Raw genomic sequence first — 20,486 nt, 5'->3', positions numbered from 1 at the left:
CCTTGCGCTGGGCAAAACCGGGGCTTATGGCCTGCAACCTGATTTTTTAGCCTAGGGGCCTTCGCGCCCCAGTTTTCGGAGAGACCCCATGGCCAGCGCGCCGCAGAACGCCAACCTGCCGCTGTTCTACAACGACCTCGTTCCGCTCAACAGCCGGGACCACGCCAATTACAAGAGCCAGAGCACCGACAAGGCGACCTGGTTGATTGGCCAGCACGCTGTTCCGCTGACCGTGGAAGAATTCCCGCAGGCCGCACGCCATTTCCCCATCGTGTTTTCGAGCGGCGATCAGCCCGTTCCGCTGGCGCTGATGGGTCTGAACGAAGGCGTGAACGTTTTCGTCGATGCCGAAGGCAAGCTGACCTCGGAAGTTTATGTGCCGGCCTATGTCCGTCGCTATCCCTTCATGCTGGCCCGCCTGACGCCCGACGCACAGGAACTGTCGCTGTGCTTTGACCCCACCACCAACCTGCTGGGCGAAGAAGTCGATGGCGCACCGCTGTTCGACGGCGAAACCGCCAGCGAAGCCACCAAGAACATGCTGCAATTCTGCGAAAACTTCGAAGAAGCCGGCATGCGTTCGGCCGCTTTCGTTGAAGAGCTGAAGAAGCACAACCTGTTGATGGAAGGCGAAGTCGCCATCCAGCAGGAAGGCAATGACCAGCCCTTCGTTTACCGCGGTTTCCAGATGGTCGATCAGGCTAAGCTGCGCGAAGTGCGCGGTGATGTTCTGCGCGGCTGGAACCAGTCGGGCCTGCTGCCGCTGCTGTTCGCCCACCTGTTCAGCCTCGACCTGCTGCGCGAAATCTTCGCCCGTCAGGTTCAGCTGGGTCTTGGCCCGGTGGTGGTGCCGCAGGTGGCTCCGGTCGCCTGATCCACGCCGACATGGCCTGAATTCAGGTCGTGATCGATACAAACCCCGCCCGGCATTGCGCCCGGCGGGGTTTTGTTTGCGCAAGTCAAATTTCACGAACCAAAAAGGATAAAATTCAACTCGCCGCATTTTTCCACCAAAGTGATGTATTTTGTCACTTCCACCCTTGCCAGCAGGAAAATGTCAGCGTAATACACACTTATCCGGTTGGTGCTTCCCTCATGGCCCGGCCGGTCTAGTGCAACTTCGGTTGCACTTCCTCCCTGAACCTTGGCCACCTCGCGCATTGCGCGGGGTGGTTTTTTATTATCTTCAGGCTTTTAACGGCGGTATCGCCTCACTCTGCGGCGTCCGACATGGGCAATGTGCGTCCCCCCATCGCCGCCACTTGCGCGCCCAGCGAAAGAATCAGCGATGTAAGTAAGCGAACCATCGCATCAAATCCGTCACCCAATTCGACAAGGTTTGGGTCAAGATAGGTTGCCCGGTCGATCTCTAACTGCATCGCATGAAACCCGTGGCGGGGCGCACCATGATGGTCCAGCGCGAATCCCCCCGCATAGGGCCGGTTATGCGCCGCCAGCACCGCGCAAGCCGCGAAATGCGAAAAGCACTGCGCCACCAAGGCACCGTTGCAACTGGCCCCGAAACGATCGCCCACCACGATGGAGGCGGCGTTCTGCCCATTGATTCGCGGCAAAGGCGGCATGGAATGCAGGTCGATCAACAACACCGCGCCCCAACGCTCGCGCTCTTGCGACAAAATGTTCGCCAATTCGGTGTGATAGGGCGCGTGGATGCCTTCGATTCGTTCGGCCACCTCCGCCGATGACAGGCGGCCACGCCATATATCCCCCAAGCCCGGCAATCGTCGCGGCACCAGTCCCAACCCGCTGCGCGCGCGGCCATTGGGCGGCGGTGCGCTTTGCGCCGCCATGCCCAGCATATCCCAATCGACATCATCATCGGCCCGGTTGAGATCCAGCATCGCGCGGGGCGCATGGGCCAGCAGCAAGGCCGCCCCAGTCTCACGCGCAATCGCTTCGCCCAACCTGTCGACCATACGATCTTCAAGCCGCAGCGACGCCATTTCGGGATGACGCATCCGCGCCAGAATATCGGGAGGATAGCGCCGCCCACCATGGGGCACCGCAATCACCACCGGAATGCGCGAAACCACAGGCGCTATCACCGAATAGGACGCTTCATCCAGCCCCGGAATAACACCGCCATCACGGTGCATCACCGTGTGCGAATCGCAAATATAGGGCCGTTTTCCATCCATCCGCCCACAGTGAAACCTTCGCCCGCGCGTGTCAAAGTTAGGACCCTGCCCCAAGGGTGTTTCAAATCAGGTCATGCCGAAAATGGCGCAAGAAATCGCCCGCATGGCGCGTTATAAGCAGGGCAACGAAAAGAGAGATAACGCCATGATCCGAATCCTGCTTGCCGAAGACGAAGCCGCCATGCGCACCTATCTGGCCCGCGCCTTGGAAAATGCTGGTTATGACGTGGTGGCGGTGGATCGCGGCACGGCGGCCCTGCCCTATCTGGAGCGCGAACATTTCGACTTGCTGCTGTCGGACATCGTCATGCCCGAAATGGACGGCATCGAATTGGCCCAACGTTGCGCCGAGGTCAGCCCCGATACCAAGGTGATCTTCATCACCGGCTTTGCCGCCGTCACGCTCAAGGCAAGCCGTGAAGCGCCCCAGGCCAAGGTGCTTTCCAAGCCCTTCCACCTGCGCGATCTGGTGGCCGAGGTGCAGCGCGTATTCGGCCAACCCTCGCAAATCAGCGTGTAAACAGGGCCTTAGAGAAAAATATTACATTTTTTCGCATTAGCCTCTTGCCATAATCGCGGACCACCGTTAGAGGCCGCGTCACACCCGGCGGACGCCAACAACGCCAACCGGGATGGTTTGAAAAGTGTGGGCGTATAGCTCAGTGGTAGAGCACTGTGTTGACATCGCAGGGGTCGGAAGTTCAATCCTTCCTACGCCCACCATTCAAAAAAGCCCGCTAGGTCATCGACTTAGGCGGGCTTTTTTCATGCCCTCAAAACGGTCACATTTTCCGAATTTTGCGTGAGTTTTGCGTGAAGCGCTGGCCCGGCCACCTTTGTCAGGTCCGCGATCACGTCCTCAATTCCCTCCTTGATGGTGCCCAGATAGTCCGGGTCGAAGATGGCATAGGTGCTGCTGGTTTTGCCCAGCACACGATGGCCAAGCGCCATCTCCAGTTCGATCAGATTGACGCGGCGATTCGCCAAGATCGTGGCCATGGAGTGGCGCAACAGCTTCGGACCCCACCCAGCCGGAATGCCGAGGTGCTGGCGCGCGCTGGTCCAGGCAGAGCGAATCGCGTTGACCCCATACTGGTGGACCACATCGACCTTCTGCTTGGCGTCGTATTCCGTCACCTCGCGGCAGATGAACCAATCGTCGGTAGCTTGGAGCCACGAATCGAACAGGCCGACAACCGGCAGGACCGGTCGGACCTTCTTGGTTTGAATGCGGCCAGCCTGATTGAGGTTGAAAAGCGATGCGTTCTGCATCCACTGTTCGCGCTCAGGTTTGACGCTCATATCGAAAATGGCATCGGGCCGGGCCAGCGTGCAGATGGAAGCGATCAGGTAGCGGCGCAGGGGCAGCAGCAGTTCGCTATGCCCGGCATAGTTCCCTGCCCCGCGCAGGCTGTAATCCAGCAGTTCACCAATGGCCTCGACCGATAGGCGATAGGTACGCTTGGCTGTGACCTGATCGCGGGTCTTGTGCTGGATAGGCGGAACGTATTTCGTTCGCCGTTCGTTGTAGGCGTGATTGAGCGCGGCCTTGATCTGGATGACCGACTCTTCAACGGTTGCGGCGCTGCGCGGGCGACTCTTGCCATCAACCCAATTGCCACGCTCATCCTTTTTGCGGGCGACGATAGGCGTGGACAGGCCAAAGGCACGGAACCGCTCTATCATGCGATCGGTGATAGCCTCGGGTAGGAACGGATCAGGCAGCCTGCCTGCATCTTCCTCGGCGTTGAGAAAGCGCTGGAACAGCTTGAGCCTTGCCTTAATCGCGTCCGCACTTGCCTGATGCTGGCCATGCTCGACCATGTAGTCGGTCATAGCGTCCTGCACCGTATAGATGGCCTGATCCTCAGGCGTGGGGACATGCGTGGCGAGGTAATGCTCATCAAGCCTATCGCAGGCTATGCGAACATCTGACGTGCGCGTGCTTTTGCGCTGCTGGCGCCCTGCGGCGGCATCATACCACCAGATGTACCACCGATCGCTGGCGGGCTTGCCGTCGGCGCCGCGGACGAGATCGAGCCAGAACTCGCCTCGCTGATAGACACCACCCTTAATTGCCGACACAGGGCCTGCTCCTTCAATGCCTTCGCCTTCGATTCGGCGAGTTGTTCAATCATGCCGATGCTGGCCAGCAATTCCAAATCACCGGCCTCAAGTCGAATGCCCTTGCCAGTATCCAGCGCCCGCGAAAGCTTGCGATCAAGACGGACAAGAGCGGTGCAGGCATTTTCGTTCATGCCTCATCTCCATCGTGAGCATCATATTCCGGCGTTTCCGGTATCTCGATGCGCTCCCAGAATAGTTCAGGCTGCTTGTCGAGGTCATCGCCATAAGGCCATCCTCCGACCTCGGCGTGAGTCATGCCGATTTCATCGCCAAACTGATTGCGTAGATGGGCGGAAACGGTGAAGCCCAGATCCAGCGGCGTGCCCACATAAGGCGGCTCGCAGATCGGGAAGCGCCACCAAAGGACGGTGCCATGATCTTCGTGCCATTCGCTGGCTGGGCGCAGTTTGCGGTTGCTCATGGGATGCACCTCGGGCTTCCGCCGCAATATGCCACGGCGGGGTCAAACCCTTCCAGTTCGCCGTCAAGCTCCGTGGCCTGTCCGCAGGAAAGGCAGGTGTAAAACAGCTTACCGCACTTATCCCAGACACCTTCGGGCAGATCGGGGGCATCGATGTTGTGGCGGGCCACGGTGAAGGTTACGGCGACCACCCAAGGGTTAGCCTCCCACGCGCCGGGGCCGTTGAGGTTGTCCCACAGGTCGCGATACCAGCCGCGCGGGTCCATTCCGTGGAAGTCGTCGGGGCAAGTACCCAAGCCCTCGGCCATCGCGTCTTTCTCGCTGATTTCCCGCAAGCGCTCCACGCGGACATCGGTGACGGTAAGCGTGAGGCGGGAGAAAGAGCGGGGCATGAACCGCCCAAGGCGCTTGTGCCATGCAACCGTGGCGGGGTCTTTGTGGTGGCGGCCCTTGCGGTATTCGGCGGGTTCATCGAATGTGTAAAAGTAGTCCGCCGGGACGAATGCCCACTTTTGCCGCCCGCCCTTGGTCTTTGCGCCCTCGACCGGCTCCCAATGGCCGCGCTGGTAATAGCTCTCGCGCACCCACAGGCGGTCGCCTTTGAGATATGGGAGCTTCACAAACTTACTTGCGGGGCCGTGATCCTCCCCGGCTTCATCGATATACCTGCCACGAAATTCAATGGAGCCTTTCGGTGTGAGACATGAATATCCGGGCTTATCGTTCGGATAGACCCACGAGGGCGGCTGAGGGTTCAAAGCGCGCCGCGTCTGGGTCTTGGCTCCGTCGAGCAGGGCGGGCACCATCGGCGCGCTGAAAAGGATGGGGCGGTCAGCCATTGGTGCGGCCCTCCGATTTGGCGAGGGCGGCGCGGGCTTCTCGGATGCGCCTCAATTCTGCGATATGTTCCGTGCTTTCGGTAGCTTTGGCGTATCCATCGTGATCGTCGTTAACGCACATATTCCAGCCAGCTTTTAAGCCAGCCCTATATGCGCTGTCCTGCAAAGCCTGCTCTTTCTCAACATCAAGACGCAACCGCACAATCTCCGCATCGCGCGGGTCGGGCTGGGGTGCGGTCTGCGCGGAAGAAATACGGCCCGTTTCATTGCAATACAGGCACGAAATCTCAACCTCCTGCCCAGTGAGCACATCACGGCTGATGTAGATCGTCGCCCCTTCGCAGCGGGGACACAGGTCGTCGGGATGGGCAATTTGCGCTTTCTGCAAATTGCTGATCGCAGCGGCGCGGCGTTGGGAAGTGATGCAGGCAAGAATAATGTCATGGTTTTCCATGACGTGCAGCCCTATCTCTTCCGGGGAATGATCAAAGATGACCTTCCCATCCGGTTCAGGATCAACATCAAGCATGGAGATTAACTCCATGACAGCAGGCGCAGGTGTGTTCTGGTCAGCCATTGCCGCCCCCAATCACCAGCCCTATCTGGTTGGCCCTGCGCACCAAAGCCGCGCGGCGCTGGCGCATGGCCTCGTGCTGGAGCGCCAGCGCCTTTTCAGCAATGTCACGGGTGATAGGCTGATAGGTGGAACTGCCCGGGCCGGTCCGAACTGGAAGCTGCGGCATCGATCCGGTATCCATCAGCTTGTAGGTCAGCGCTGCGTCGATGCTGGCGATGCTGTCAACGATCTGCTGGGCCTCTTTCAGATGTTCAACCTTCATTGCCCTCTTCCTTCCACCACCCGGCAAGCAACCTGCGCCATGCAGGCATACGCTTGCGGTTCTGCCATTCCTTCATGGACGGCTGCCCATAGACGGGCGGGAAAGCCGTGGTGGCTCTCCCGCTGCCATTAAAGCGGGCCGCCGTCACCGAAGCGCCTCAAGGGTTTTGCCGGGGTCATCGGCGGCGAAGGGGATCGGCTCGGCATCATGAGCCGGGAACGTCTCCACCTCGACAAATTCCGGGTCCTCGGCAGGAGCATCATCAAACGCCGAGAGCGGCACACGCTCGGCTTCCGGCAAAGCCTCGGCGGGATTGGCATCGAGGAAATCAACGCCATCGCGCGTCAGGCGGATCGCATCGCCAGCTTCCAGCGCGGCCGAGACGGTGAAGCGGTTTTCGATCAGCAGGGACAGGGCCGTCTGGGGGCGCTGGGCCTCGACCATGATACGGCTCTTGGTCTGCTTATCGGTTACGAGATAGGTGGGCACTGGGATATCCTTTCGTTAAGTGATCTGCCACCCGTTCTGGCGGCAGATGTTGGTCAGCTTCTGGGCTATGGCATCGACCTTTCGGATCAGGTCCGCATTGGACGCGCTGGCCTCCGCGCGCAGGGCGTCAACCTCGAGGCGCAGCGAGGCCAGTTCGACCGGCTCACCAAGAGGGCCGAAATCCTGCTCCCGAATTTGCTTCACGAACGCGGGCGCAGCGCCGGTTTCCTTCGCAACGCGGTCATCTGACCAGCCATTGCGATATCGCTTCGCCACATCGTCATAGGCATCTTCCAATGCTTGATAGACAAGGCGCTTCGCCTTTCTCGCTGCATCGGACGCCTGGGGTTTATCGGTGGTGGACATGGCAATCTTCTTGCTGTCTGGGTTGGATTTGGTCCGTCTTCTTCCGCACTCGGGACATGAAAGGCGGGAGCCAAATGACCACCCCTTGTTGAGCATCTGCTTGGCAATCACGTCGGGCGGCAGGCCGGATCGAACCGGAACATCGACCACATGCCCTCCCTTTTCGCATGGGACATGCAGGGTCAGGCCGACGCGGGCGGGCGTAAAAGAAATGATGCCGCGCACGCCGATCCGATCGGCTAAAGCATGTGGCCAATTCGGGTGCATGCTTTAGCCCTTCGGCTTGTTGCCTACATAGCTCGCCTTCGTGCCCAGCCCGATAGCCTTGGCCAGTTCGCGCCGCTTTGCGGCATAATCAGGCGCGGTCATCGGATAGTCGGCGGGCAGGCCCCACTTGGCCCGGTATTCGTCGGGTGTGAGGTTGTAATGCGTGGCGATATGCCGCTTGAGCATCTTGAGCTTCTTGCCGTCCTCAAGGCACACGATGTGATCGGGCCTGATGGATTTGCTGATCGGCACGGCAGGGACCAGCGGCGCGGGAGCGGGGGTATCGGGCTGGCCGAGGCTGGTCAGGGTTTCATAGACGCTTCTGATAAGGGCCGGCACGTCTTCCTTGCCAGGCATAGCGGCAATGCGCGAGGTGACGATACCTGCCGTCAGGCCCAAGATGTGATTGTGATCGATCGACTGCTGAACATTGCTCATGGTGGTATGTGGCGAGAGGTTATCCCCCTCGCCCTCCTTTCTGGGTTTAGAACGGGATTCCGTCATCATGTTCGGAGCGGGCGAATTCAGTCACGGTCAGGTCAATGACCTTCACGCTGCGCACCGCCTGCATGACGATAAATTCTTGGCCGGGGTTCTCGCGGGCGAGGCGCGCGGCCTCGTTGGCTGCCGACCCAAACCATTCGTGGCGGAAGCGCGGAGAGGATTTCCCCTCCGGGTTCCAGATGATGTAAAAGGCGTCGGCAGCCATGAGTTTAGCCCTTCTTCAGGATGGCGGCGCGGCGCGCGCTGATGGCCTTTTCCAGATCGGCCACCACGTCATCGGGCAGGCTGTCCTTTGCGGCCTTCAAATCATCCTCGATGCCGCGCAGGAAGGCGGGCGTGGTCGCGTTGGCGATCCGCTCGTTCATGCCCTGCAACCAACCGGCATAGGCCGGGGTATCGTCGGCGGCATCTTTGCCTTCGGTGCCGTCATGCTGGTCGCCATGATCGTGATCGGCGCGGCCACCTTCCAGCATCTGCGCGTCAAGCTGGCGGGCAGTATCTTCGTCCACCACCGTCATGCCGGTGGCCGGATCCATTTGGAGGACTTCGCCGGTTGAAAGGTCGATCGGCGTGCCGTTACCCTCGCTGCTCTGGTCCGACAGGGAAACCGTTTTGGGCCCCTGAGCAATTGCGGTGGGGGCATCAGCCTCGACGGAGAGCATGGCTTGCGTTGAGCGCGCAACGGCATCAAGGTCTGCGCCTTCCACGTCCACCAGATCGCTCGACATGGGCAGCGTCTTGCTGTGACGGCGCATGGCGGTCTTCTTGCACTGCTCAGGATACCAATCGACCCATGGCCCCGATGGCTTGCGCGCTTGCCCGCGTTTATCCTTCGTGGCACCGGTCTGGCTGCATTCGCGCACCTTATCGATTTCGAAGCGGCGCATCACCTCATAGGACTTGCTGCCGTCCTTGTAGGTTGCCATGGAATAAGCTGCGACAATGTTCTCGTCTTTGGCCTGATCTTCGGTCATTTCCAGCATTGGCCTATGCCGAAGCATCGCCTCAGTGCCTTCTTCATAGATGAAAGCGCCGGATTCAACCTCGCAGCGATAGACCACCTTTGCGGTGATGTCCGTGATTTCGCCAGATTGGAGGATCTTCTTCCGAAGACCATAAGCCATCGGCATATACTGGACTTCAAGCGCCTGCTGCCATGCGCCTTGTGCATCCTTGTAATTGCGCTTGAACACGACGAGCGCGGCCTCGCGCTTGTCGGGGATCAGCCCGTCCATGGCACATTTTTCGCAGGCATTGAGCAGCGAGCGACGGTCAGCGCGAAGAAGGTCAGGATCGGCCTTCACAGCCGCCATCAGCACGCGCTGGAAAAACTCAATGGGGATATGGCTCGGAAGAACCATAGCGATCTGCTGGGCAACCTTGGATACCTGCCCATTGAAGAGGGCAAGCGCCTGGTCGAAGGTCTGCTGGGGCGCAGGGGCGTTCATCGTGTGAAACTCCTTGTCGGCTGAGATCAGCGGAAGTTGGCCTTGGCGACCGGATAGATGCGGACGCCCTCGATCTGGCGCTTGCCAGCACGCACGAGGCCTGCCACCGCCTTGTCGATCGCTTCACGGACCTTGGGGTTGTCTTCGACTGCCATGAAGGCGACGGTGTAATCGGTAACGTCCGACTTCCACTCCTGCTTGCCCGAGACGGTCGAGCCAGCATCGGAACGGACAGGCTCAACTTTCGCCGGGGCAGCGGGCGCCAGCGCGGCGGCGGCCATGGTTTCCTCAGCCACGCGCGCAGCCTCGGCTGCGCGCTGGGCGGCGGCTTCGCGCTCCTCGGCGCTGGCGGCTTCACGCTGGGCGCGCATCGCCTCTTCCTCGGCGGCAGCACGCTCACGCTCGGCCCGCGCAGCAGCTTCGGCAGCGGCGCGCTGTTCAGCCGCGATCCGGGCCTCATCTGCGCGCCGCCGGGCATCGCGGTCAGCCACATAGGCATTGCCGATAGCCTCAACGCTGGCTTTGGCGCTGGTGATGCGCTCCATCAGCGCATTTTTCTCAGCATCAACCAGCCGCCCGCCCTGCAAATACGGCTCCTTCACCGTCTTGTGCGTGGCGTTGATGTGGTTCGCCAGCTTGCGATAGCCATCCACCAGATCGCCGCACCGGCCAAGTTCATCGTCATTGGTGGCTTTTGCCCGGTCAGCCGCGCCGACAAGTTGATCCAGCTTTGTCAGGAATTCCGGCCTCTCGCGCAGGAGTTCAGCCATAAATTCTTCGGGGATCAGTTCTTCCAGCGGGGGCCTATTATGGCCAAGGCTGGCGACAGCGGCGGCGGGCTGGCTGGGCCACGGCTTCACATCGCCAAATATGGAATTCTGTTGCGCAACCGACATGGCGGTTCTCCTTAGAAAATGGGTTGTCAGGGAAGTTTTCTGCTATGTCGGCGCACAGCTTCTCGTGTGCATGACCGACAAATTCTCGAACCTTGAGTGGGATGGATGTAAGTATTTTCTGGCGTCCACTCGTGGCCATTGACGCATCGGCTTGATGTTTGTGCCACGATTACTTTTGGCTGCCGAAGAACATTCTCGCGCCGCGTCACTGGCTCAAGATGCGCGGGATTGACGCATTTGGTGACGCGGCAGGTATGGTCAATTTCCATTCCCGCTGGAATCTTCCCGACAAGGTGCTCGTAAACAGCAACATGCGCACCGCGCATTTTCCCATTCACACGTTTCCGACCATAAATGCCCCGGCCATCGTCAGGTCCGGTCCACAGCCAACATCCACCTTCACCTGCGCTCTGATCCACAAAACGCATGGGATTGGCTTTCCACTTGGAATAGCAAGATGAACTGCAAAACCTTGCGGACACGCGGTAGCGCGGAACGGCCACTTCGTTCTGACAGTGAGCGCAAATAATGGCTCGCGATGAGAGTGTTGCAACCATCAGAACGGCAAGGCCTCGGACATGGAAAGGGGGTCATATTTCCTGCGGCTGTTGGCGTAGGAGCTTTCGGGAGCGGCCTTTTGCGCCCATGCGCGGCGGTTCCTGCGGGCGTTGAAATCAGCCTCGCTGATCGGTGTCTTGCCGCACATGGGCCAGACGTGATCCAGATCGATAAGCTGGCCATCATCGCCCTGCGCCTGCCAGCGCCACGAGCGGTCAAGCTCTTCGCCGGTCACAGGATCGAGCGGTGGCCCAAACCAGATGTGGATGCCGCTAGCGACCGCGCCAGAGCGAAGGCGCATGAGATAGAAGCCCTCGACAGGGATCGATGCATCAAGCGCGCCAGCGACGATTACGGGCGCCGCGGCGCGGCCCATTTCAGCATAGGGCTGATAGGTTGAGCGGGTGGCCATCACGCCCACAACTGCGCGGCAGCCGTGCCGATCAGGCACAGCACACCCAGCGCCATCAGACCGGCAGCACAGGCGGCTTCCTCGCGCTCAGCACGCGAAGGCACCGTGAACACGTCCGTCCGCATTTCGTGAGCGATGCCCCAATCAATGTCCGCATCATCCCAGGGCCCGGTTCCCCGGCGCGCTGGAAACTCATTGCGCACGAGCCAGTCGAAGCGCTCTTGCGTCGGCGTGAAATTAAAGCGCGAAACGTCGAGAAAGTAATCGCCGTGCGCGCAACGCGCGATGTATTCGCTGTAGAAGAAGCCGTCCGTATCACGGCTGACAAGCTCCCACATCGACCAGCCTTCATAGGGCTCAATCCAGACGACAGGGGCCGCCGCCATGTATTGGGGAACAAGGCGCAAGCGGTTGCCGCGCCCGCCCGCATTTTCAGCGGACGCGGTAGTAGAAGCCGGGGTATTGGGGGGCAGTAAATGCGACGGCTGTAAAGCCCGAATAACGCTGTGCGCCATGGAACTCTCCGTAAGAACTAACGGAGAGGTATCCTATACCGATACTACCTGCAACAGGAAATTTCCGATTCGGAAATTTATGGTAGCGGACGCGCGTCCTCCTGATCTGAATCAGGCACGTTCGCGTGAGCGATTCGGTAAAGCGATCCGGTGGATAATCCCCATGCCAATGCCAGGATAACAGACATGGCGAAACCGGCGGCGAGCTTCAGTAGCCGCCGCTCGTCCTGATCAGCCCACGAGGCCACTGCGCCGACCGCCATGATGGCGATCAGCGTCAGGCCGAACATTTGGAGGGCAACCACCGCTAGAGCCGGAATGATGCGTAGGAAACCCTGCCAACGGTGATGAAGGGCTCGCGTCCAATCTCGATAGGCTGGTGAACCGGGTTGGTAGAACACGGAACAAGGCGCGGAGGATTGGATGAGAATTGCTTGAATGTCGTTTCATGGTTCCCATTGGCAACCACGTAAACCTTGCCATCAATTAGGTCTAAATCATCGGGATTGACGAAAATCACCGCGCCATCAGGCACGATGGTATTCATGGAATCGCCTGCAACGCGCAAAGCAAACAGATTTTTCCCCTGAATCTGCTCGGGGAGAGCTACAAATTCATCAGCTTCGGCAACGGCATCCCGCCAGTTACCCGCAGCCACACGACCAAGCAGCGGCACCTCGCGCGCGCTGGGCTCGACCTTTGCGATAACCTCTGCCGGATCAACCTCCAGCGCGCGGGCAAGGTCAAGAATGTGATCGACGGTGCAGCCCATGGTCCCCTTCTCCAGTTTGGAGACGGTTCCCTTAGTGATGGTTCCACCCATGCGATCTGCCAGTTCCTGCTGGGTCAACTGTTTCGCGATGCGAAGTTCAGCGATGCGATTGGGGGCGTAGATACGAGCCATAGCCCTTTCCTACACGATTGGGCTGTGCAAATAAATTTCTCTATCGGACATTTTCAGGGCTTGGCCAAAGTATCCTAATCGGATACCAATAGCGCGCTATGAACCCGAGACGCTTTCGCAAACTGAAAAAGCTCACGCTGGCGCAGATGGCAGAACTTGTTGGCGCGTCCAATCAATCCGTCGTTTCCAAGCATGAGCGCGGCATCCTTCTTCCCTCCCCCAAATTCGTCACGGCCTACCAGCGCGTTTCCGATGGTGCCGTTCGATATGAGGATTGGGTGGAGGTCCATAACGCGGCCCGCGCCTCGGTTTCCCTAGCTGCTGAGTGAAAGGAAACCCAATGTCTGAACCTCAAGAAAGAGAAGCGGTCGAGAGCCTTATCGCTGCCGATGGCGGCAGGCTCCATCCTACCGCGAATAGCCTGGCCGACTTCATGCGCATGGTCGAGGACGGCCAGTTCGACGCCGATGTCATGTATGACATGCGCAAGATGGCTGAGGATCTGGAAGATTTGTTCCAGGCGCAGGGCGGCAAGCTCAAGGCGACCATCAACCTCAAGATCACGCTGATCCGCGAGGTCGATGGCTATTACCTGATCGAGGGCGAGCACAAGATCGCCATGCCCAAGGTCAAGCGCAAGCGCTCGATCGCGTGGCTCACCGAAAACAACCTGTTCACCCCGAACCAGCCCAGGCAGCAAAGCCTGTTCGGCACGGTACGCGATGTGACGCCCCGGCAGGCCCCGCGCAACTGACGCGCGACCCGCCCTCCTGATCCTCTGAAAAAGGTAAAATCCATGAGCGATACCAAGGTTTTGACCGTCGGCGAGAGCACCGCGGATCTAATGCGCGCCGCCGTCGAGGTGGCCCGCGAATTTGGCACGGCCAAGGCCGTCAATGCCGTCGAGCCTGACACCCAAACGCAAGGTGTGTTCATTCTGGACACCAACGGCAACCTCAAGCCGCTGCCCGCCAGCTATTTCGACGAATATCGGACCGGGCCGAAGCGCCTGAAGGGCACCGCCCTGCACACGCGCCTCGACAGCTTCATTTGGCACGTCAACAAATTCAAGAGCGCTCCCTCGGCGCTGTTCGCCGTGGACAACATGCAGGGGCCCTCGCTGACTGCTGTGCTCGACTATCATGTCGAAACTGAACAGTCCGCGCTGGGCGGCCGCCCGCAGGCGGGATTCGGTGAGCACCGAGCGGTGTTCAAGTTTCCGCTCTCGGAAGAATGGAAGGTCTGGACCAAGTTCGACAAGGCCAAGATGACGCGCGACGATTTTGCGCAGTTCCTTGAAGATCGCTTCATCGACGTTGAGCATGTCGACGATGCTTCGGCGCTCAATGACGATATCCGCAAGCTGCTGACCAGCATCGGCGGCGGCGCGCTGGGCAGCCCGTCCAAGCTGATCGAACTGTCTCGTGGCCTGCAGGTTCACGAAAAGAGCGTTGTTGTGGACACCCGCAACCTGTCGAACGGGACCGGCGAAATCCGCTTCAAGACCGAGCAGACCGGGCCCGACGGCGCGCCGCTCGACATTCCGACCGTGTTTATCCTGAATATCCCGGTGTTCGCGCGCGGCGATATCTATCGCGTGGCCGCCCGCCTGCGCTTCCGATCCAAAGATGGCACCCTGGTATTCTGGTACGAACTCTGGGGCCTCGACCGCGTGTTCGAACTGGCCTTCACCGAAGCCTGTGAGCGCGCCACCAACGAAACCGATTTGCCCCTTTTCTTCGGCACTCCTGAATAACCTCGTCGGACGTTTCCGGCCTGTCCACAAGCAGCGGGGGTAGGTTAAAAAAGGGGAAGGGTATGCGCGTGAGGCTGGTGGTGAGATGCCGCCGTAAGACCTCCGCGTAAACGGCAGGTCCCGACGAGGGCGCAGGCCACTCATTGCCACCGAATACCGCACCCCACCGCTGCATCCTCTTAATCGGATGATGCGCCATGGCCCTTTGCTCAAGAGAAGCGCTGGAAGCCTTTATTGCCAACGCCTGCGTCGGATCGCAGATCGTTTATTATTCAGCCAATAACGCCATGGACTATCAAGGCTTGGATGTTGCGCTGAAAACCGCTTCACGCCAGATGATCTATATCATCAACCGCGTGCGCCAGCTTTACAACGCGGGCATGATCGATCTGGTTCAGGATCGCTCCCATCGCCACAAAACCCATTATGTCGCGATCTGGCGCGAGCGACCCGCTCGCATCATTGATGGTATCGGCCTCCCCCTGATCGGCGCGAAATGACCGGCGCCCACGTCTTCCTTGTGCGGCTGATGAATCACGCCTCGCTTTCGCGCTCTGTGAAGCTGGGCCCCGAAGATACCGCCGCCTATGAATTTGCCCAGGACTTGCGCGTTGCAACGCTTGAGGGGCGGCTGCGCGCTGTGTGGTGCCACGTCCCGAACGAACTTGGCGGGCTGGTGAAGAAGGATAGCCGTGGCCGCGTCAGCGTCCCGCTGCCTATCGCCATCGCGCGCGCGCTGGGCCTCATCAAGGGCGCCAGCGATTACCTGTTCCAGTGGGACGGTGGCTGCTGCGTCATGGAATTCAAGAGCAAGGTCGGTCGCCTGACCGATGCCCAGCGCGACTTTCGCGCGTGGTGCGAGCTTCACCATGTCCCCTTCTACATCATTCGATCCAGCGCGGAAGGCATGGCCATCCTGCGCGAGAAAGGTGTTCTTCAATGACCACTGTTCCTTTTCTGACGCGCAATGATCGCGCGGAACGTCAGCGCCGGATGGCAGCCATGATGCGCACAGGCCGCCCGGTTGAGCAGGTTGCAGCATATTTTGGCGTCACGGTCGATTGGGCGCGCAAGGTTGCCCGCGATCACGGTGTTTCGCATCCCGTCGGGCGGCGGCGTAAGAATGCGCAGGCTGCCTGCAGCGAAGGGGCGCAGGCATGAAGCCCCAGCATTTCATGATCGGAGGCGCCCTCGCCTTTACCCCTATCCATGTTGATGGCCTCTTTATTGATGGCTTCGCCGGGGGCGGCGGGGCCAGCACCGGCATTGAGCAGGCCATTGGCCGATCCGTGGATATCGCGGTCAATCACAGCCCGACCGCTATTGCGATCCACAAGGCAAATCATCCAGCCTCCACACACTATTGCCAAGATATCAAGGCGCTGTGGCCGCTGGCTGCTACCAAGATGCAGCCGGTATCCGGCGCATGGTTCAGCCCCGACTGCAAAGAATTCAGTAAGGCAAAAGGGGCGCCGGTCAAAGATCGCAGCATTCGCGCGCTTTGCTGGGAGGTTGTCCATTGGCTGAAAGAGGTGCGCCCCACATGCGGCTATTTGGAGAACGTAGAGGAATTTGAATATGCCGCGCCGCTGGATAAGGATGGCAAGCCGATCAAGGGGCAGGAGGGGCGCGAGTTCAAACGCTTTGTCCGTGCCATTCGTGGGCTTGGCTATCGCGTCCAGTGGTGGGTGCTGAAGGCCTGCGATTATGGCGCGCCCACCAGCCGTAAGCGCCTGTACATGGTCATGCGCAATGATGGCCTGCCCATCGTGAAGCCCAAGCCGACGCATGGCACACCCGATTCCGCGGGCGTTCGTTCGGGGAAGCTGCAACCGTATCGAACGGCCGCTGAATGCATCGATTGGTCGATTCCCTGTCCTTCCATCTTTGACCGTAGCAATGAATTGGCCGAGGCGACAAACCGCCGCATTGCGCATGGCGTGATGCGCTATGTCGTTAATGCCGCACAGCCGTTCATCGTCAGCCGTGATGGCAAGATCGTTCCATTCATCACCTATGGCCAGCATGGCGGCCGCAATCGCTCCGTCCAAGAGCCGCATCACACCATTGCGGCATCGAGGAAAGACACCAATGGGATCGTAGCTGCATCGCTTGCTATGCTGGGGCATGGAGAGCGGCGGCCCGGCGAAGAGCCTAGGGTGCCCTCCCTAGGGAAGCCTTTGACCACTATCACGGCAGGTGGTGGGAAGCATGCCGCCGTGACGGCTTTCCTCTCGCACTTCTATGGCAGCGACAAGATCGGCGGGGGCGGTAAGCCAGGCGAACCATTGGGCACTGTGCGTGCTGGGGGTCTGCACCATGCTGTCGTGGCGGCCCACATGGAACAGGCCAATGGCGGCCCTCGCAACAAGCGCTCTGCCGGTCGATCCGCCGGCAAGCCGTTGTCAACCGTCACCACAACCGGGGGCCAACAGCGCATCGTTCAAACCACGATGGTCGAGGCCGATGCCCTGCCTCCTGAAATGATGGATCGCGCCACGATGGCGGCCGCTTTCCTTGTTAAATACTATGGGACTGGCGGCGAGAACGAAGCATCGCAGATCCAGGCCGTTGACCGCGAACTGGACACGATCACAACCAAGGCCAGGTTTGCAGTCGTCACCGTCACTATCGACGCCACCACCTATGTGATCGTCGATATTGGCCTGCGCATGCTCACGCCACGCGAATTGGCCAATGCGCAGGGCTTCCCACCTGATTACGTGCTGGACCCAGAGTGCTGGTACACCACGAAGCCCAGCAAGAGGTTTCCGCAAGGTCAACGCCTGTTCGGCAGGCTGCCCAAGGCCATGCAAATTTCAGCGATTGGCAACAGCGTGTGCCCGCCCGTGGCGCGTGCGCTGGTGGCAGCCAATCAACCGTGTGAACGGTTGGAAAGGGCGGCGGCATGATGAAGCCACAGCATTTCATCAGCATCAGCGGCGGCAAGGATTCCACAGCTACCGCGTGCCTCGCCATTGAGCGCTTTTCAAAGCGTTCAAGCGGCAATCATCCGCCGCGATTTCTCTTCGCAGACACTGGCAACGAACACCCGTTGACCATCGAGCATGTCGATTATCTCGGTCAAGCGCTGGGCATTACCATTGAAACCGTGCGTGCGGATTTCACCGAGAAATTCGCGGCGCGGCGCGAGGCCATGGCGCGCGATTGGGTGCAGGAGTTGCGCCGCAAACAGCATAGTGCGGCCTGCCTGTCCGCCTGCAAGGATTTGGCTTACGCGGAAAAGGCGCTTGTGCGCGATGACTGCGATTGTCCTGTCAAGATTACTCCGGCACTGCCGGAAAGCATGGTGGCGCACGCGATAGCCTTGATGCAGCCCACCGGAAATCCCTTTCTGGATATGGCCATGCTGCATGGCCGCTTCCCCGGCAGCAAGACGCGGTTCTGTACGGACGAACTCAAACTGGCGCCGATGGCCGCCATCAAAGATCCCATCAGAATGGATGGCATTCCTACCGTCGAATGGATCGGAGAACGTGCAGCCGAAAGCGCGGCCCGCGCTGCCAAGCCAAAGATCGAGCGGATTTACTGCGCCGTTCGTGCGCCGTCCATTCTCTATCGCCCCATCCATTCATGGGCCGCCGAAGATACCTTTGCGATTGCACGGCGCCACGGCCTGAAACCCAATCCTCTCTACACCATGGGCATGAGCCGGGTGGGCTGCATGCCCTGCATCATGTGCAAAAAGTCTGAATTGCGTGAAATAGCCCGCCGCTTTCCCGATCAGATCGACCGGATCGAAGAATGGGAAAGCATTGTCGGCGGGGTTGCGCGTCACGCCTATTCGGCATTGCTGCGGCAGGAGCGGGTCGAACTCATTTCGAGCTTTCTGCCAACCGACAAAGTGCCCCCCGATAAACACGGCATGATCCGCGCATCGATTCGGCGCGCGGTTGAGTGGAGCCGTACCAGCCGAGGCGGCCGCAACTTCGATCTGTTCGCCGCGATTGAGGATAGCGAACTTTCCGCCGATCCCGCCCGTTGCACCAGCCAGTATGCGGTGTGCGAGTGATGCCGCAGATCACCCACATCGGACCGCACCGCCTGATCCTTGGCGATGCCTATGCCACGCTGCCCGGCCTCGGCTGGTTCGATGGCCTGTGCATGGACCCGCCCTATCTGTTCGACAACAGCGGCGGCGGGGCCTACCGGGCCGCGCGCGGCGCCAGCGATCAGATCGTGGCCGAAGGGCTGGATAAGGGCTTTGACCCGGCCATCATCGACCCGGCGCAATGCGGGGCAGTCGTCGTGTTTTGCCATAACGATCAGCTTGGCGAGCTTATCCCGGCGCTGGCCGAGGATGAGCGCGCCGACCATGACGCGATGCTCGTGGCCGATCTGTTCGTGCGCCTGCGCCCGAAGTTCCACCGGGCTGCCCTGTGCGTCTGGATCAAGCCCAGCCCGCCGCCCCACCGCAACAAGCATTATCTGGCCGATACCGAGCCCTATATCCACGCATGGAACCGGGGCTATCACCCGGTGGGCGAGCATCACGATATGCACCGGCATATCAGCGCGCCCTCGATGCCCAGCAAGACGTTCGGCCACCCCACGGTCAAGCCGCTGCCCGTCATGGACAAGATCATGCGCAACATGGCTGGGCAGACGGTATGCGACCCGTTCATGGGCACCGGATCCACTGGCGTGGCCGCCATCCGCGCGGGCAAGACGTTCACCGGCATCGAGCATAACCCAAAGCACTTCCAGACCGCCGTGGAGCGTATCCAGCAAGCCTACGCGGAGGCCCAAGCGCCATGACCGCCCGCTGGCGTCCCAACATCGGTTCAAAGCCCGAGAGAACGCGCGAGGAATGCGCGGAGCTTGATGCTGTGCAGGCCAATTCCGCCGCGTACCGCATCGACCGTGTTTTCGTGCGCCTGCGCAATGGCCGCGCGCCCGCCCAAAGCTGGCCGGTCGATACCGGGCGCCAGCCCACCACCCGCTGGACGCTGATCGGCAGCGACTTCGATATCGTAGAATGGATTGAGGCGAAATGAGCGGGTTCATTACCCTGCACCGTGAGGCGATTGAGCATCACCTGTTTTGCGACGATGCGCAAAGATTTGGCGCATGGGTGTGGTTGATCGCGCGGGCCTGCTGGAGGCCGACCAAATTCAGTGTCGGCGGCGCGACCATCACGCTGGACCGAGGGCAGCTTTGCGCATCGCGCGCGCAGCTTGCCAAGGCATGGGGGATGAGCCCTAGCGCGGCAGAGCGCTTCATGGCCCGATTGCAGGCTGAAGAGATGATCGAGCGGGAAACCGGACAGGGTCGCTCCATCATAACCATCTGTAATTATTCCAAATATCAGGACGTTTCGAGCGACACCGGACAGGGTGAAGGTGATGATTACCCCCCGAACGCGACCCGATCAAAAACCGGACAAGCAACCGGACAGGTATTGGACAGCGTAAATAACGGAATTAACGAGAAAAAACGCGCCGAAAAATCATCACCCGGACAGGCAGCCGAACAAGGAGCGGACAGCCACCGGACAACTAAAGAACCAATAAACCATGGAACCATAGATTCAGTATCCTCTAACGAGGATACTGCACGCCCCGCCGCCAGCAATCCGCCCGCATTCGACCCGAAGAAGCTCGTGTTTGATGGCGCCCTGCCCATCCTGCTCGCTTCCGGCCGCACCGAAGCCAGTGCCAGGTCCATCATCGGCAAGTGGTGCAAGTCCTATTCCCCCGGCGCGATCATCGATGCCATCGCCCGGTGCAGAGAGCGCCCCCCCATCGAGCCCGTAAGCTGGATCTCCCAACAACTCGCCCATGCCCATGGAGCAAAGACCAATGAACGCCCTCAGCCAAACCACCAACGTCACTCCGATGAACCGACCAATCCGTTCGTGCGAGCCACCCTTGAGCGACAAGCTGAGCGCGCTGCTGGCCTCGGGAGACAGTCCGATCATTGGCCTGAAGACGGCTGAGGCCCTGCAAGCCTATCTCGACGGCCC

General features: G+C 60.1%; 33 protein-coding genes and 1 tRNA gene. 15 read left to right on the top strand and 19 right to left on the bottom strand.

The window, feature by feature from the left end:
- Positions 1-88: 88 nt before the first annotated feature.
- Positions 89-874 carry a SapC family protein gene (locus ACZ9HU_RS06235; RefSeq protein WP_476103507.1) on the top strand — a complete coding sequence of 262 codons (786 nt, stop codon included), beginning with the start codon at positions 89-91 and terminating at the stop codon, positions 872-874.
- 92 nt (positions 875-966) lie between these two features.
- Here the strand turns inward: ACZ9HU_RS06235 and ACZ9HU_RS06230 are convergent, their stop codons facing one another.
- Together ACZ9HU_RS06230 and ACZ9HU_RS06225 are read right to left on the bottom strand one after the other, a co-directional pair.
- Positions 967-1,161 (bottom strand): hypothetical protein, encoded by a 195-nt coding sequence (locus ACZ9HU_RS06230; RefSeq protein WP_476103505.1) that lies wholly within the window; start codon positions 1,159-1,161, stop codon positions 967-969.
- Between the two features lie 50 nt (positions 1,162-1,211).
- Positions 1,212-2,159, bottom strand: a complete 948-nt coding sequence (locus ACZ9HU_RS06225) for an N-formylglutamate amidohydrolase (protein WP_476103503.1) — start codon at positions 2,157-2,159, stop codon at positions 1,212-1,214.
- Between the two features lie 145 nt (positions 2,160-2,304).
- On the opposite strand from ACZ9HU_RS06225, the gene cpdR reads away from it, so the two are divergent.
- Together cpdR and ACZ9HU_RS06215 are read left to right on the top strand one after the other, a co-directional pair.
- Positions 2,305-2,679, top strand: a complete 375-nt coding sequence (cpdR, locus tag ACZ9HU_RS06220; protein WP_168604570.1) for a cell cycle two-component system response regulator CpdR — start codon at positions 2,305-2,307, stop codon at positions 2,677-2,679.
- Positions 2,680-2,807: 128 nt separating this feature from the next.
- A tRNA-Val gene (locus ACZ9HU_RS06215) sits at positions 2,808-2,882 on the top strand.
- A 42-nt stretch (positions 2,883-2,924) separates the two neighbouring features.
- Here ACZ9HU_RS06215 and ACZ9HU_RS06210 read toward each other — a convergent pair.
- The 13 genes from ACZ9HU_RS06210 to ACZ9HU_RS06150 form a co-directional block, all read right to left on the bottom strand.
- Positions 2,925-3,995 (bottom strand): tyrosine-type recombinase/integrase, encoded by a 1,071-nt coding sequence (locus tag ACZ9HU_RS06210; RefSeq protein WP_476103501.1) that lies wholly within the window; start codon positions 3,993-3,995, stop codon positions 2,925-2,927.
- A gap of 83 nt (positions 3,996-4,078) precedes the next feature.
- On the bottom strand, positions 4,079-4,417 hold the full coding sequence (locus tag ACZ9HU_RS06205; RefSeq protein ID WP_476103499.1) for a hypothetical protein: 339 nt from the start codon (positions 4,415-4,417) through the stop codon (positions 4,079-4,081).
- Positions 4,414-4,707, bottom strand: coding sequence for a hypothetical protein (locus ACZ9HU_RS06200; protein WP_476103497.1), 294 nt, complete (start codon positions 4,705-4,707; stop codon positions 4,414-4,416). The genes ACZ9HU_RS06205 and ACZ9HU_RS06200 overlap by 4 nt, the downstream gene beginning before the upstream one ends.
- Complete coding sequence (locus ACZ9HU_RS06195) at positions 4,704-5,546, bottom strand: hypothetical protein (protein ID WP_476103496.1); 843 nt, start codon at positions 5,544-5,546, stop codon at positions 4,704-4,706. Before ACZ9HU_RS06195 ends, ACZ9HU_RS06200 begins: the two co-directional genes overlap by 4 nt.
- On the bottom strand, positions 5,539-6,123 hold the full coding sequence (locus tag ACZ9HU_RS06190) for a hypothetical protein (protein WP_476103495.1): 585 nt from the start codon (positions 6,121-6,123) through the stop codon (positions 5,539-5,541). Before ACZ9HU_RS06190 ends, ACZ9HU_RS06195 begins: the two co-directional genes overlap by 8 nt.
- Positions 6,116-6,385, bottom strand: a complete 270-nt coding sequence (locus ACZ9HU_RS06185; protein WP_476103493.1) for a hypothetical protein — start codon at positions 6,383-6,385, stop codon at positions 6,116-6,118. Before ACZ9HU_RS06185 ends, ACZ9HU_RS06190 begins: the two co-directional genes overlap by 8 nt.
- A gap of 144 nt (positions 6,386-6,529) precedes the next feature.
- Positions 6,530-6,874: a hypothetical protein gene (locus ACZ9HU_RS06180; RefSeq protein WP_476103491.1), complete on the bottom strand. Its 345-nt coding sequence runs from the start codon at positions 6,872-6,874 to the stop codon at positions 6,530-6,532.
- A 15-nt stretch (positions 6,875-6,889) separates the two neighbouring features.
- Positions 6,890-7,465, bottom strand: coding sequence for a hypothetical protein (locus ACZ9HU_RS06175; protein ID WP_476103489.1), 576 nt, complete (start codon positions 7,463-7,465; stop codon positions 6,890-6,892).
- A 45-nt stretch (positions 7,466-7,510) separates the two neighbouring features.
- Positions 7,511-8,014, bottom strand: a complete 504-nt coding sequence (locus ACZ9HU_RS06170) for a Ros/MucR family transcriptional regulator (RefSeq protein ID WP_476103487.1) — start codon at positions 8,012-8,014, stop codon at positions 7,511-7,513.
- On the bottom strand, positions 7,992-8,216 hold the full coding sequence (locus tag ACZ9HU_RS06165; RefSeq protein ID WP_476103485.1) for a hypothetical protein: 225 nt from the start codon (positions 8,214-8,216) through the stop codon (positions 7,992-7,994). Before ACZ9HU_RS06165 ends, ACZ9HU_RS06170 begins: the two co-directional genes overlap by 23 nt.
- A gap of 4 nt (positions 8,217-8,220) precedes the next feature.
- Positions 8,221-9,459, bottom strand: a complete 1,239-nt coding sequence (locus ACZ9HU_RS06160; RefSeq protein WP_476103483.1) for a recombinase RecT — start codon at positions 9,457-9,459, stop codon at positions 8,221-8,223.
- Between the two features lie 26 nt (positions 9,460-9,485).
- Positions 9,486-10,355 carry a hypothetical protein gene (locus ACZ9HU_RS06155; protein WP_476103481.1) on the bottom strand — a complete coding sequence of 290 codons (870 nt, stop codon included), beginning with the start codon at positions 10,353-10,355 and terminating at the stop codon, positions 9,486-9,488.
- Between the two features lie 26 nt (positions 10,356-10,381).
- Entirely contained in the window at positions 10,382-10,624 is a 243-nt protein-coding gene (locus ACZ9HU_RS06150) for an HNH endonuclease (RefSeq protein ID WP_476103688.1), read from the bottom strand.
- Here ACZ9HU_RS06150 and ACZ9HU_RS06145 point away from each other — a divergent pair.
- Positions 10,514-10,816: a hypothetical protein gene (locus ACZ9HU_RS06145; RefSeq protein WP_476103699.1), complete on the top strand. Its 303-nt coding sequence runs from the start codon at positions 10,514-10,516 to the stop codon at positions 10,814-10,816. The genes ACZ9HU_RS06150 and ACZ9HU_RS06145 overlap by 111 nt on opposite strands.
- A 95-nt stretch (positions 10,817-10,911) precedes the next feature.
- On the opposite strand, the gene ACZ9HU_RS06140 is transcribed toward ACZ9HU_RS06145, so the two are convergent.
- From ACZ9HU_RS06140 to ACZ9HU_RS06125, 4 genes are all read right to left on the bottom strand, one after another.
- Positions 10,912-11,325 (bottom strand): hypothetical protein, encoded by a 414-nt coding sequence (locus tag ACZ9HU_RS06140; RefSeq protein WP_476103479.1) that lies wholly within the window; start codon positions 11,323-11,325, stop codon positions 10,912-10,914.
- Entirely contained in the window at positions 11,325-11,840 is a 516-nt protein-coding gene (locus tag ACZ9HU_RS06135; RefSeq protein ID WP_476103478.1) for a hypothetical protein, read from the bottom strand. Before ACZ9HU_RS06135 ends, ACZ9HU_RS06140 begins: the two co-directional genes overlap by 1 nt.
- Before the next feature lie 77 nt (positions 11,841-11,917).
- Positions 11,918-12,130: a hypothetical protein gene (locus ACZ9HU_RS06130; RefSeq protein ID WP_476103476.1), complete on the bottom strand. Its 213-nt coding sequence runs from the start codon at positions 12,128-12,130 to the stop codon at positions 11,918-11,920.
- A 17-nt stretch (positions 12,131-12,147) separates the two neighbouring features.
- On the bottom strand, positions 12,148-12,744 hold the full coding sequence (locus ACZ9HU_RS06125) for a LexA family protein (protein ID WP_476103474.1): 597 nt from the start codon (positions 12,742-12,744) through the stop codon (positions 12,148-12,150).
- 98 nt (positions 12,745-12,842) lie between these two features.
- Between ACZ9HU_RS06125 and ACZ9HU_RS06120 the strand changes: the two genes are divergently transcribed.
- The 11 genes from ACZ9HU_RS06120 to ACZ9HU_RS06070 all read left to right on the top strand — a co-directional run bounded on the left by ACZ9HU_RS06120 (position 12,843) and on the right by ACZ9HU_RS06070 (position 20,459).
- Positions 12,843-13,073 carry a helix-turn-helix domain-containing protein gene (locus ACZ9HU_RS06120; RefSeq protein WP_476103472.1) on the top strand — a complete coding sequence of 77 codons (231 nt, stop codon included), beginning with the start codon at positions 12,843-12,845 and terminating at the stop codon, positions 13,071-13,073.
- Between the two features lie 11 nt (positions 13,074-13,084).
- Positions 13,085-13,498, top strand: coding sequence for a hypothetical protein (locus ACZ9HU_RS06115; RefSeq protein WP_476103470.1), 414 nt, complete (start codon positions 13,085-13,087; stop codon positions 13,496-13,498).
- Positions 13,499-13,540: 42 nt separating this feature from the next.
- Entirely contained in the window at positions 13,541-14,500 is a 960-nt protein-coding gene (locus ACZ9HU_RS06110; RefSeq protein ID WP_476103468.1) for a DUF2303 family protein, read from the top strand.
- A gap of 197 nt (positions 14,501-14,697) precedes the next feature.
- Positions 14,698-15,000: a hypothetical protein gene (locus ACZ9HU_RS06105; protein WP_476103466.1), complete on the top strand. Its 303-nt coding sequence runs from the start codon at positions 14,698-14,700 to the stop codon at positions 14,998-15,000.
- Positions 14,997-15,443 (top strand): hypothetical protein, encoded by a 447-nt coding sequence (locus ACZ9HU_RS06100; protein ID WP_476103463.1) that lies wholly within the window; start codon positions 14,997-14,999, stop codon positions 15,441-15,443. The genes ACZ9HU_RS06105 and ACZ9HU_RS06100 overlap by 4 nt, the downstream gene beginning before the upstream one ends.
- Entirely contained in the window at positions 15,440-15,661 is a 222-nt protein-coding gene (locus ACZ9HU_RS06095; protein ID WP_476103461.1) for a hypothetical protein, read from the top strand. Before ACZ9HU_RS06100 ends, ACZ9HU_RS06095 begins: the two co-directional genes overlap by 4 nt.
- Entirely contained in the window at positions 15,658-17,412 is a 1,755-nt protein-coding gene (locus ACZ9HU_RS06090; protein ID WP_476103460.1) for a DNA cytosine methyltransferase, read from the top strand. Before ACZ9HU_RS06095 ends, ACZ9HU_RS06090 begins: the two co-directional genes overlap by 4 nt.
- Positions 17,409-18,533 (top strand): phosphoadenosine phosphosulfate reductase domain-containing protein, encoded by a 1,125-nt coding sequence (locus tag ACZ9HU_RS06085; protein ID WP_476103457.1) that lies wholly within the window; start codon positions 17,409-17,411, stop codon positions 18,531-18,533. Before ACZ9HU_RS06090 ends, ACZ9HU_RS06085 begins: the two co-directional genes overlap by 4 nt.
- The gene (locus ACZ9HU_RS06080) at positions 18,533-19,279 is read left to right on the top strand and encodes a DNA methyltransferase (RefSeq protein WP_476103455.1); all 747 of its coding nucleotides are present in this window, start codon (positions 18,533-18,535) and stop codon (positions 19,277-19,279) included. Before ACZ9HU_RS06085 ends, ACZ9HU_RS06080 begins: the two co-directional genes overlap by 1 nt.
- Positions 19,276-19,518, top strand: coding sequence for a hypothetical protein (locus ACZ9HU_RS06075; RefSeq protein WP_476103453.1), 243 nt, complete (start codon positions 19,276-19,278; stop codon positions 19,516-19,518). Before ACZ9HU_RS06080 ends, ACZ9HU_RS06075 begins: the two co-directional genes overlap by 4 nt.
- Positions 19,515-20,459: a hypothetical protein gene (locus ACZ9HU_RS06070; protein WP_476103451.1), complete on the top strand. Its 945-nt coding sequence runs from the start codon at positions 19,515-19,517 to the stop codon at positions 20,457-20,459. The genes ACZ9HU_RS06075 and ACZ9HU_RS06070 overlap by 4 nt, the downstream gene beginning before the upstream one ends.
- Positions 20,460-20,486 lie beyond the last annotated feature (27 nt).

The sequence above is a fragment of the Novosphingobium sp. Sphag1I genome, assembly GCF_056279125.1.
This window is presented reverse-complemented; position numbering and strand designations above follow the sequence as displayed.

Coding starts and splice junctions, on each gene's coding strand:
- ACZ9HU_RS06235 (WP_476103507.1), top strand. CDS start 89: ATGGCCAGCGCGCCGCAGAACGCCAACCTGCCGCTGTTCTACAACGAC.
- ACZ9HU_RS06230 (WP_476103505.1), bottom strand. CDS start 1,161: ATGCGCGAGGTGGCCAAGGTTCAGGGAGGAAGTGCAACCGAAGTTGCA.
- ACZ9HU_RS06225 (WP_476103503.1), bottom strand. CDS start 2,159: ATGGATGGAAAACGGCCCTATATTTGCGATTCGCACACGGTGATGCAC.
- cpdR (WP_168604570.1), top strand. CDS start 2,305: ATGATCCGAATCCTGCTTGCCGAAGACGAAGCCGCCATGCGCACCTAT.
- ACZ9HU_RS06210 (WP_476103501.1), bottom strand. CDS start 3,995: ATGACCGACTACATGGTCGAGCATGGCCAGCATCAGGCAAGTGCGGAC.
- ACZ9HU_RS06205 (WP_476103499.1), bottom strand. CDS start 4,417: ATGAACGAAAATGCCTGCACCGCTCTTGTCCGTCTTGATCGCAAGCTT.
- ACZ9HU_RS06200 (WP_476103497.1), bottom strand. CDS start 4,707: ATGAGCAACCGCAAACTGCGCCCAGCCAGCGAATGGCACGAAGATCAT.
- ACZ9HU_RS06195 (WP_476103496.1), bottom strand. CDS start 5,546: ATGGCTGACCGCCCCATCCTTTTCAGCGCGCCGATGGTGCCCGCCCTG.
- ACZ9HU_RS06190 (WP_476103495.1), bottom strand. CDS start 6,123: ATGGCTGACCAGAACACACCTGCGCCTGCTGTCATGGAGTTAATCTCC.
- ACZ9HU_RS06185 (WP_476103493.1), bottom strand. CDS start 6,385: ATGAAGGTTGAACATCTGAAAGAGGCCCAGCAGATCGTTGACAGCATC.
- ACZ9HU_RS06170 (WP_476103487.1), bottom strand. CDS start 8,014: ATGATGACGGAATCCCGTTCTAAACCCAGAAAGGAGGGCGAGGGGGAT.
- ACZ9HU_RS06165 (WP_476103485.1), bottom strand. CDS start 8,216: ATGGCTGCCGACGCCTTTTACATCATCTGGAACCCGGAGGGGAAATCC.
- ACZ9HU_RS06160 (WP_476103483.1), bottom strand. CDS start 9,459: ATGAACGCCCCTGCGCCCCAGCAGACCTTCGACCAGGCGCTTGCCCTC.
- ACZ9HU_RS06155 (WP_476103481.1), bottom strand. CDS start 10,355: ATGTCGGTTGCGCAACAGAATTCCATATTTGGCGATGTGAAGCCGTGG.
- ACZ9HU_RS06150 (WP_476103688.1), bottom strand. CDS start 10,624: ATGGAAATTGACCATACCTGCCGCGTCACCAAATGCGTCAATCCCGCG.
- ACZ9HU_RS06140 (WP_476103479.1), bottom strand. CDS start 11,325: ATGGCCACCCGCTCAACCTATCAGCCCTATGCTGAAATGGGCCGCGCC.
- ACZ9HU_RS06135 (WP_476103478.1), bottom strand. CDS start 11,840: ATGGCGCACAGCGTTATTCGGGCTTTACAGCCGTCGCATTTACTGCCC.
- ACZ9HU_RS06130 (WP_476103476.1), bottom strand. CDS start 12,130: ATGTTCGGCCTGACGCTGATCGCCATCATGGCGGTCGGCGCAGTGGCC.
- ACZ9HU_RS06125 (WP_476103474.1), bottom strand. CDS start 12,744: ATGGCTCGTATCTACGCCCCCAATCGCATCGCTGAACTTCGCATCGCG.
- ACZ9HU_RS06120 (WP_476103472.1), top strand. CDS start 12,843: ATGAACCCGAGACGCTTTCGCAAACTGAAAAAGCTCACGCTGGCGCAG.
- ACZ9HU_RS06115 (WP_476103470.1), top strand. CDS start 13,085: ATGTCTGAACCTCAAGAAAGAGAAGCGGTCGAGAGCCTTATCGCTGCC.
- ACZ9HU_RS06110 (WP_476103468.1), top strand. CDS start 13,541: ATGAGCGATACCAAGGTTTTGACCGTCGGCGAGAGCACCGCGGATCTA.
- ACZ9HU_RS06105 (WP_476103466.1), top strand. CDS start 14,698: ATGGCCCTTTGCTCAAGAGAAGCGCTGGAAGCCTTTATTGCCAACGCC.
- ACZ9HU_RS06100 (WP_476103463.1), top strand. CDS start 14,997: ATGACCGGCGCCCACGTCTTCCTTGTGCGGCTGATGAATCACGCCTCG.
- ACZ9HU_RS06095 (WP_476103461.1), top strand. CDS start 15,440: ATGACCACTGTTCCTTTTCTGACGCGCAATGATCGCGCGGAACGTCAG.
- ACZ9HU_RS06090 (WP_476103460.1), top strand. CDS start 15,658: ATGAAGCCCCAGCATTTCATGATCGGAGGCGCCCTCGCCTTTACCCCT.
- ACZ9HU_RS06085 (WP_476103457.1), top strand. CDS start 17,409: ATGATGAAGCCACAGCATTTCATCAGCATCAGCGGCGGCAAGGATTCC.
- ACZ9HU_RS06080 (WP_476103455.1), top strand. CDS start 18,533: ATGCCGCAGATCACCCACATCGGACCGCACCGCCTGATCCTTGGCGAT.
- ACZ9HU_RS06075 (WP_476103453.1), top strand. CDS start 19,276: ATGACCGCCCGCTGGCGTCCCAACATCGGTTCAAAGCCCGAGAGAACG.
- ACZ9HU_RS06070 (WP_476103451.1), top strand. CDS start 19,515: ATGAGCGGGTTCATTACCCTGCACCGTGAGGCGATTGAGCATCACCTG.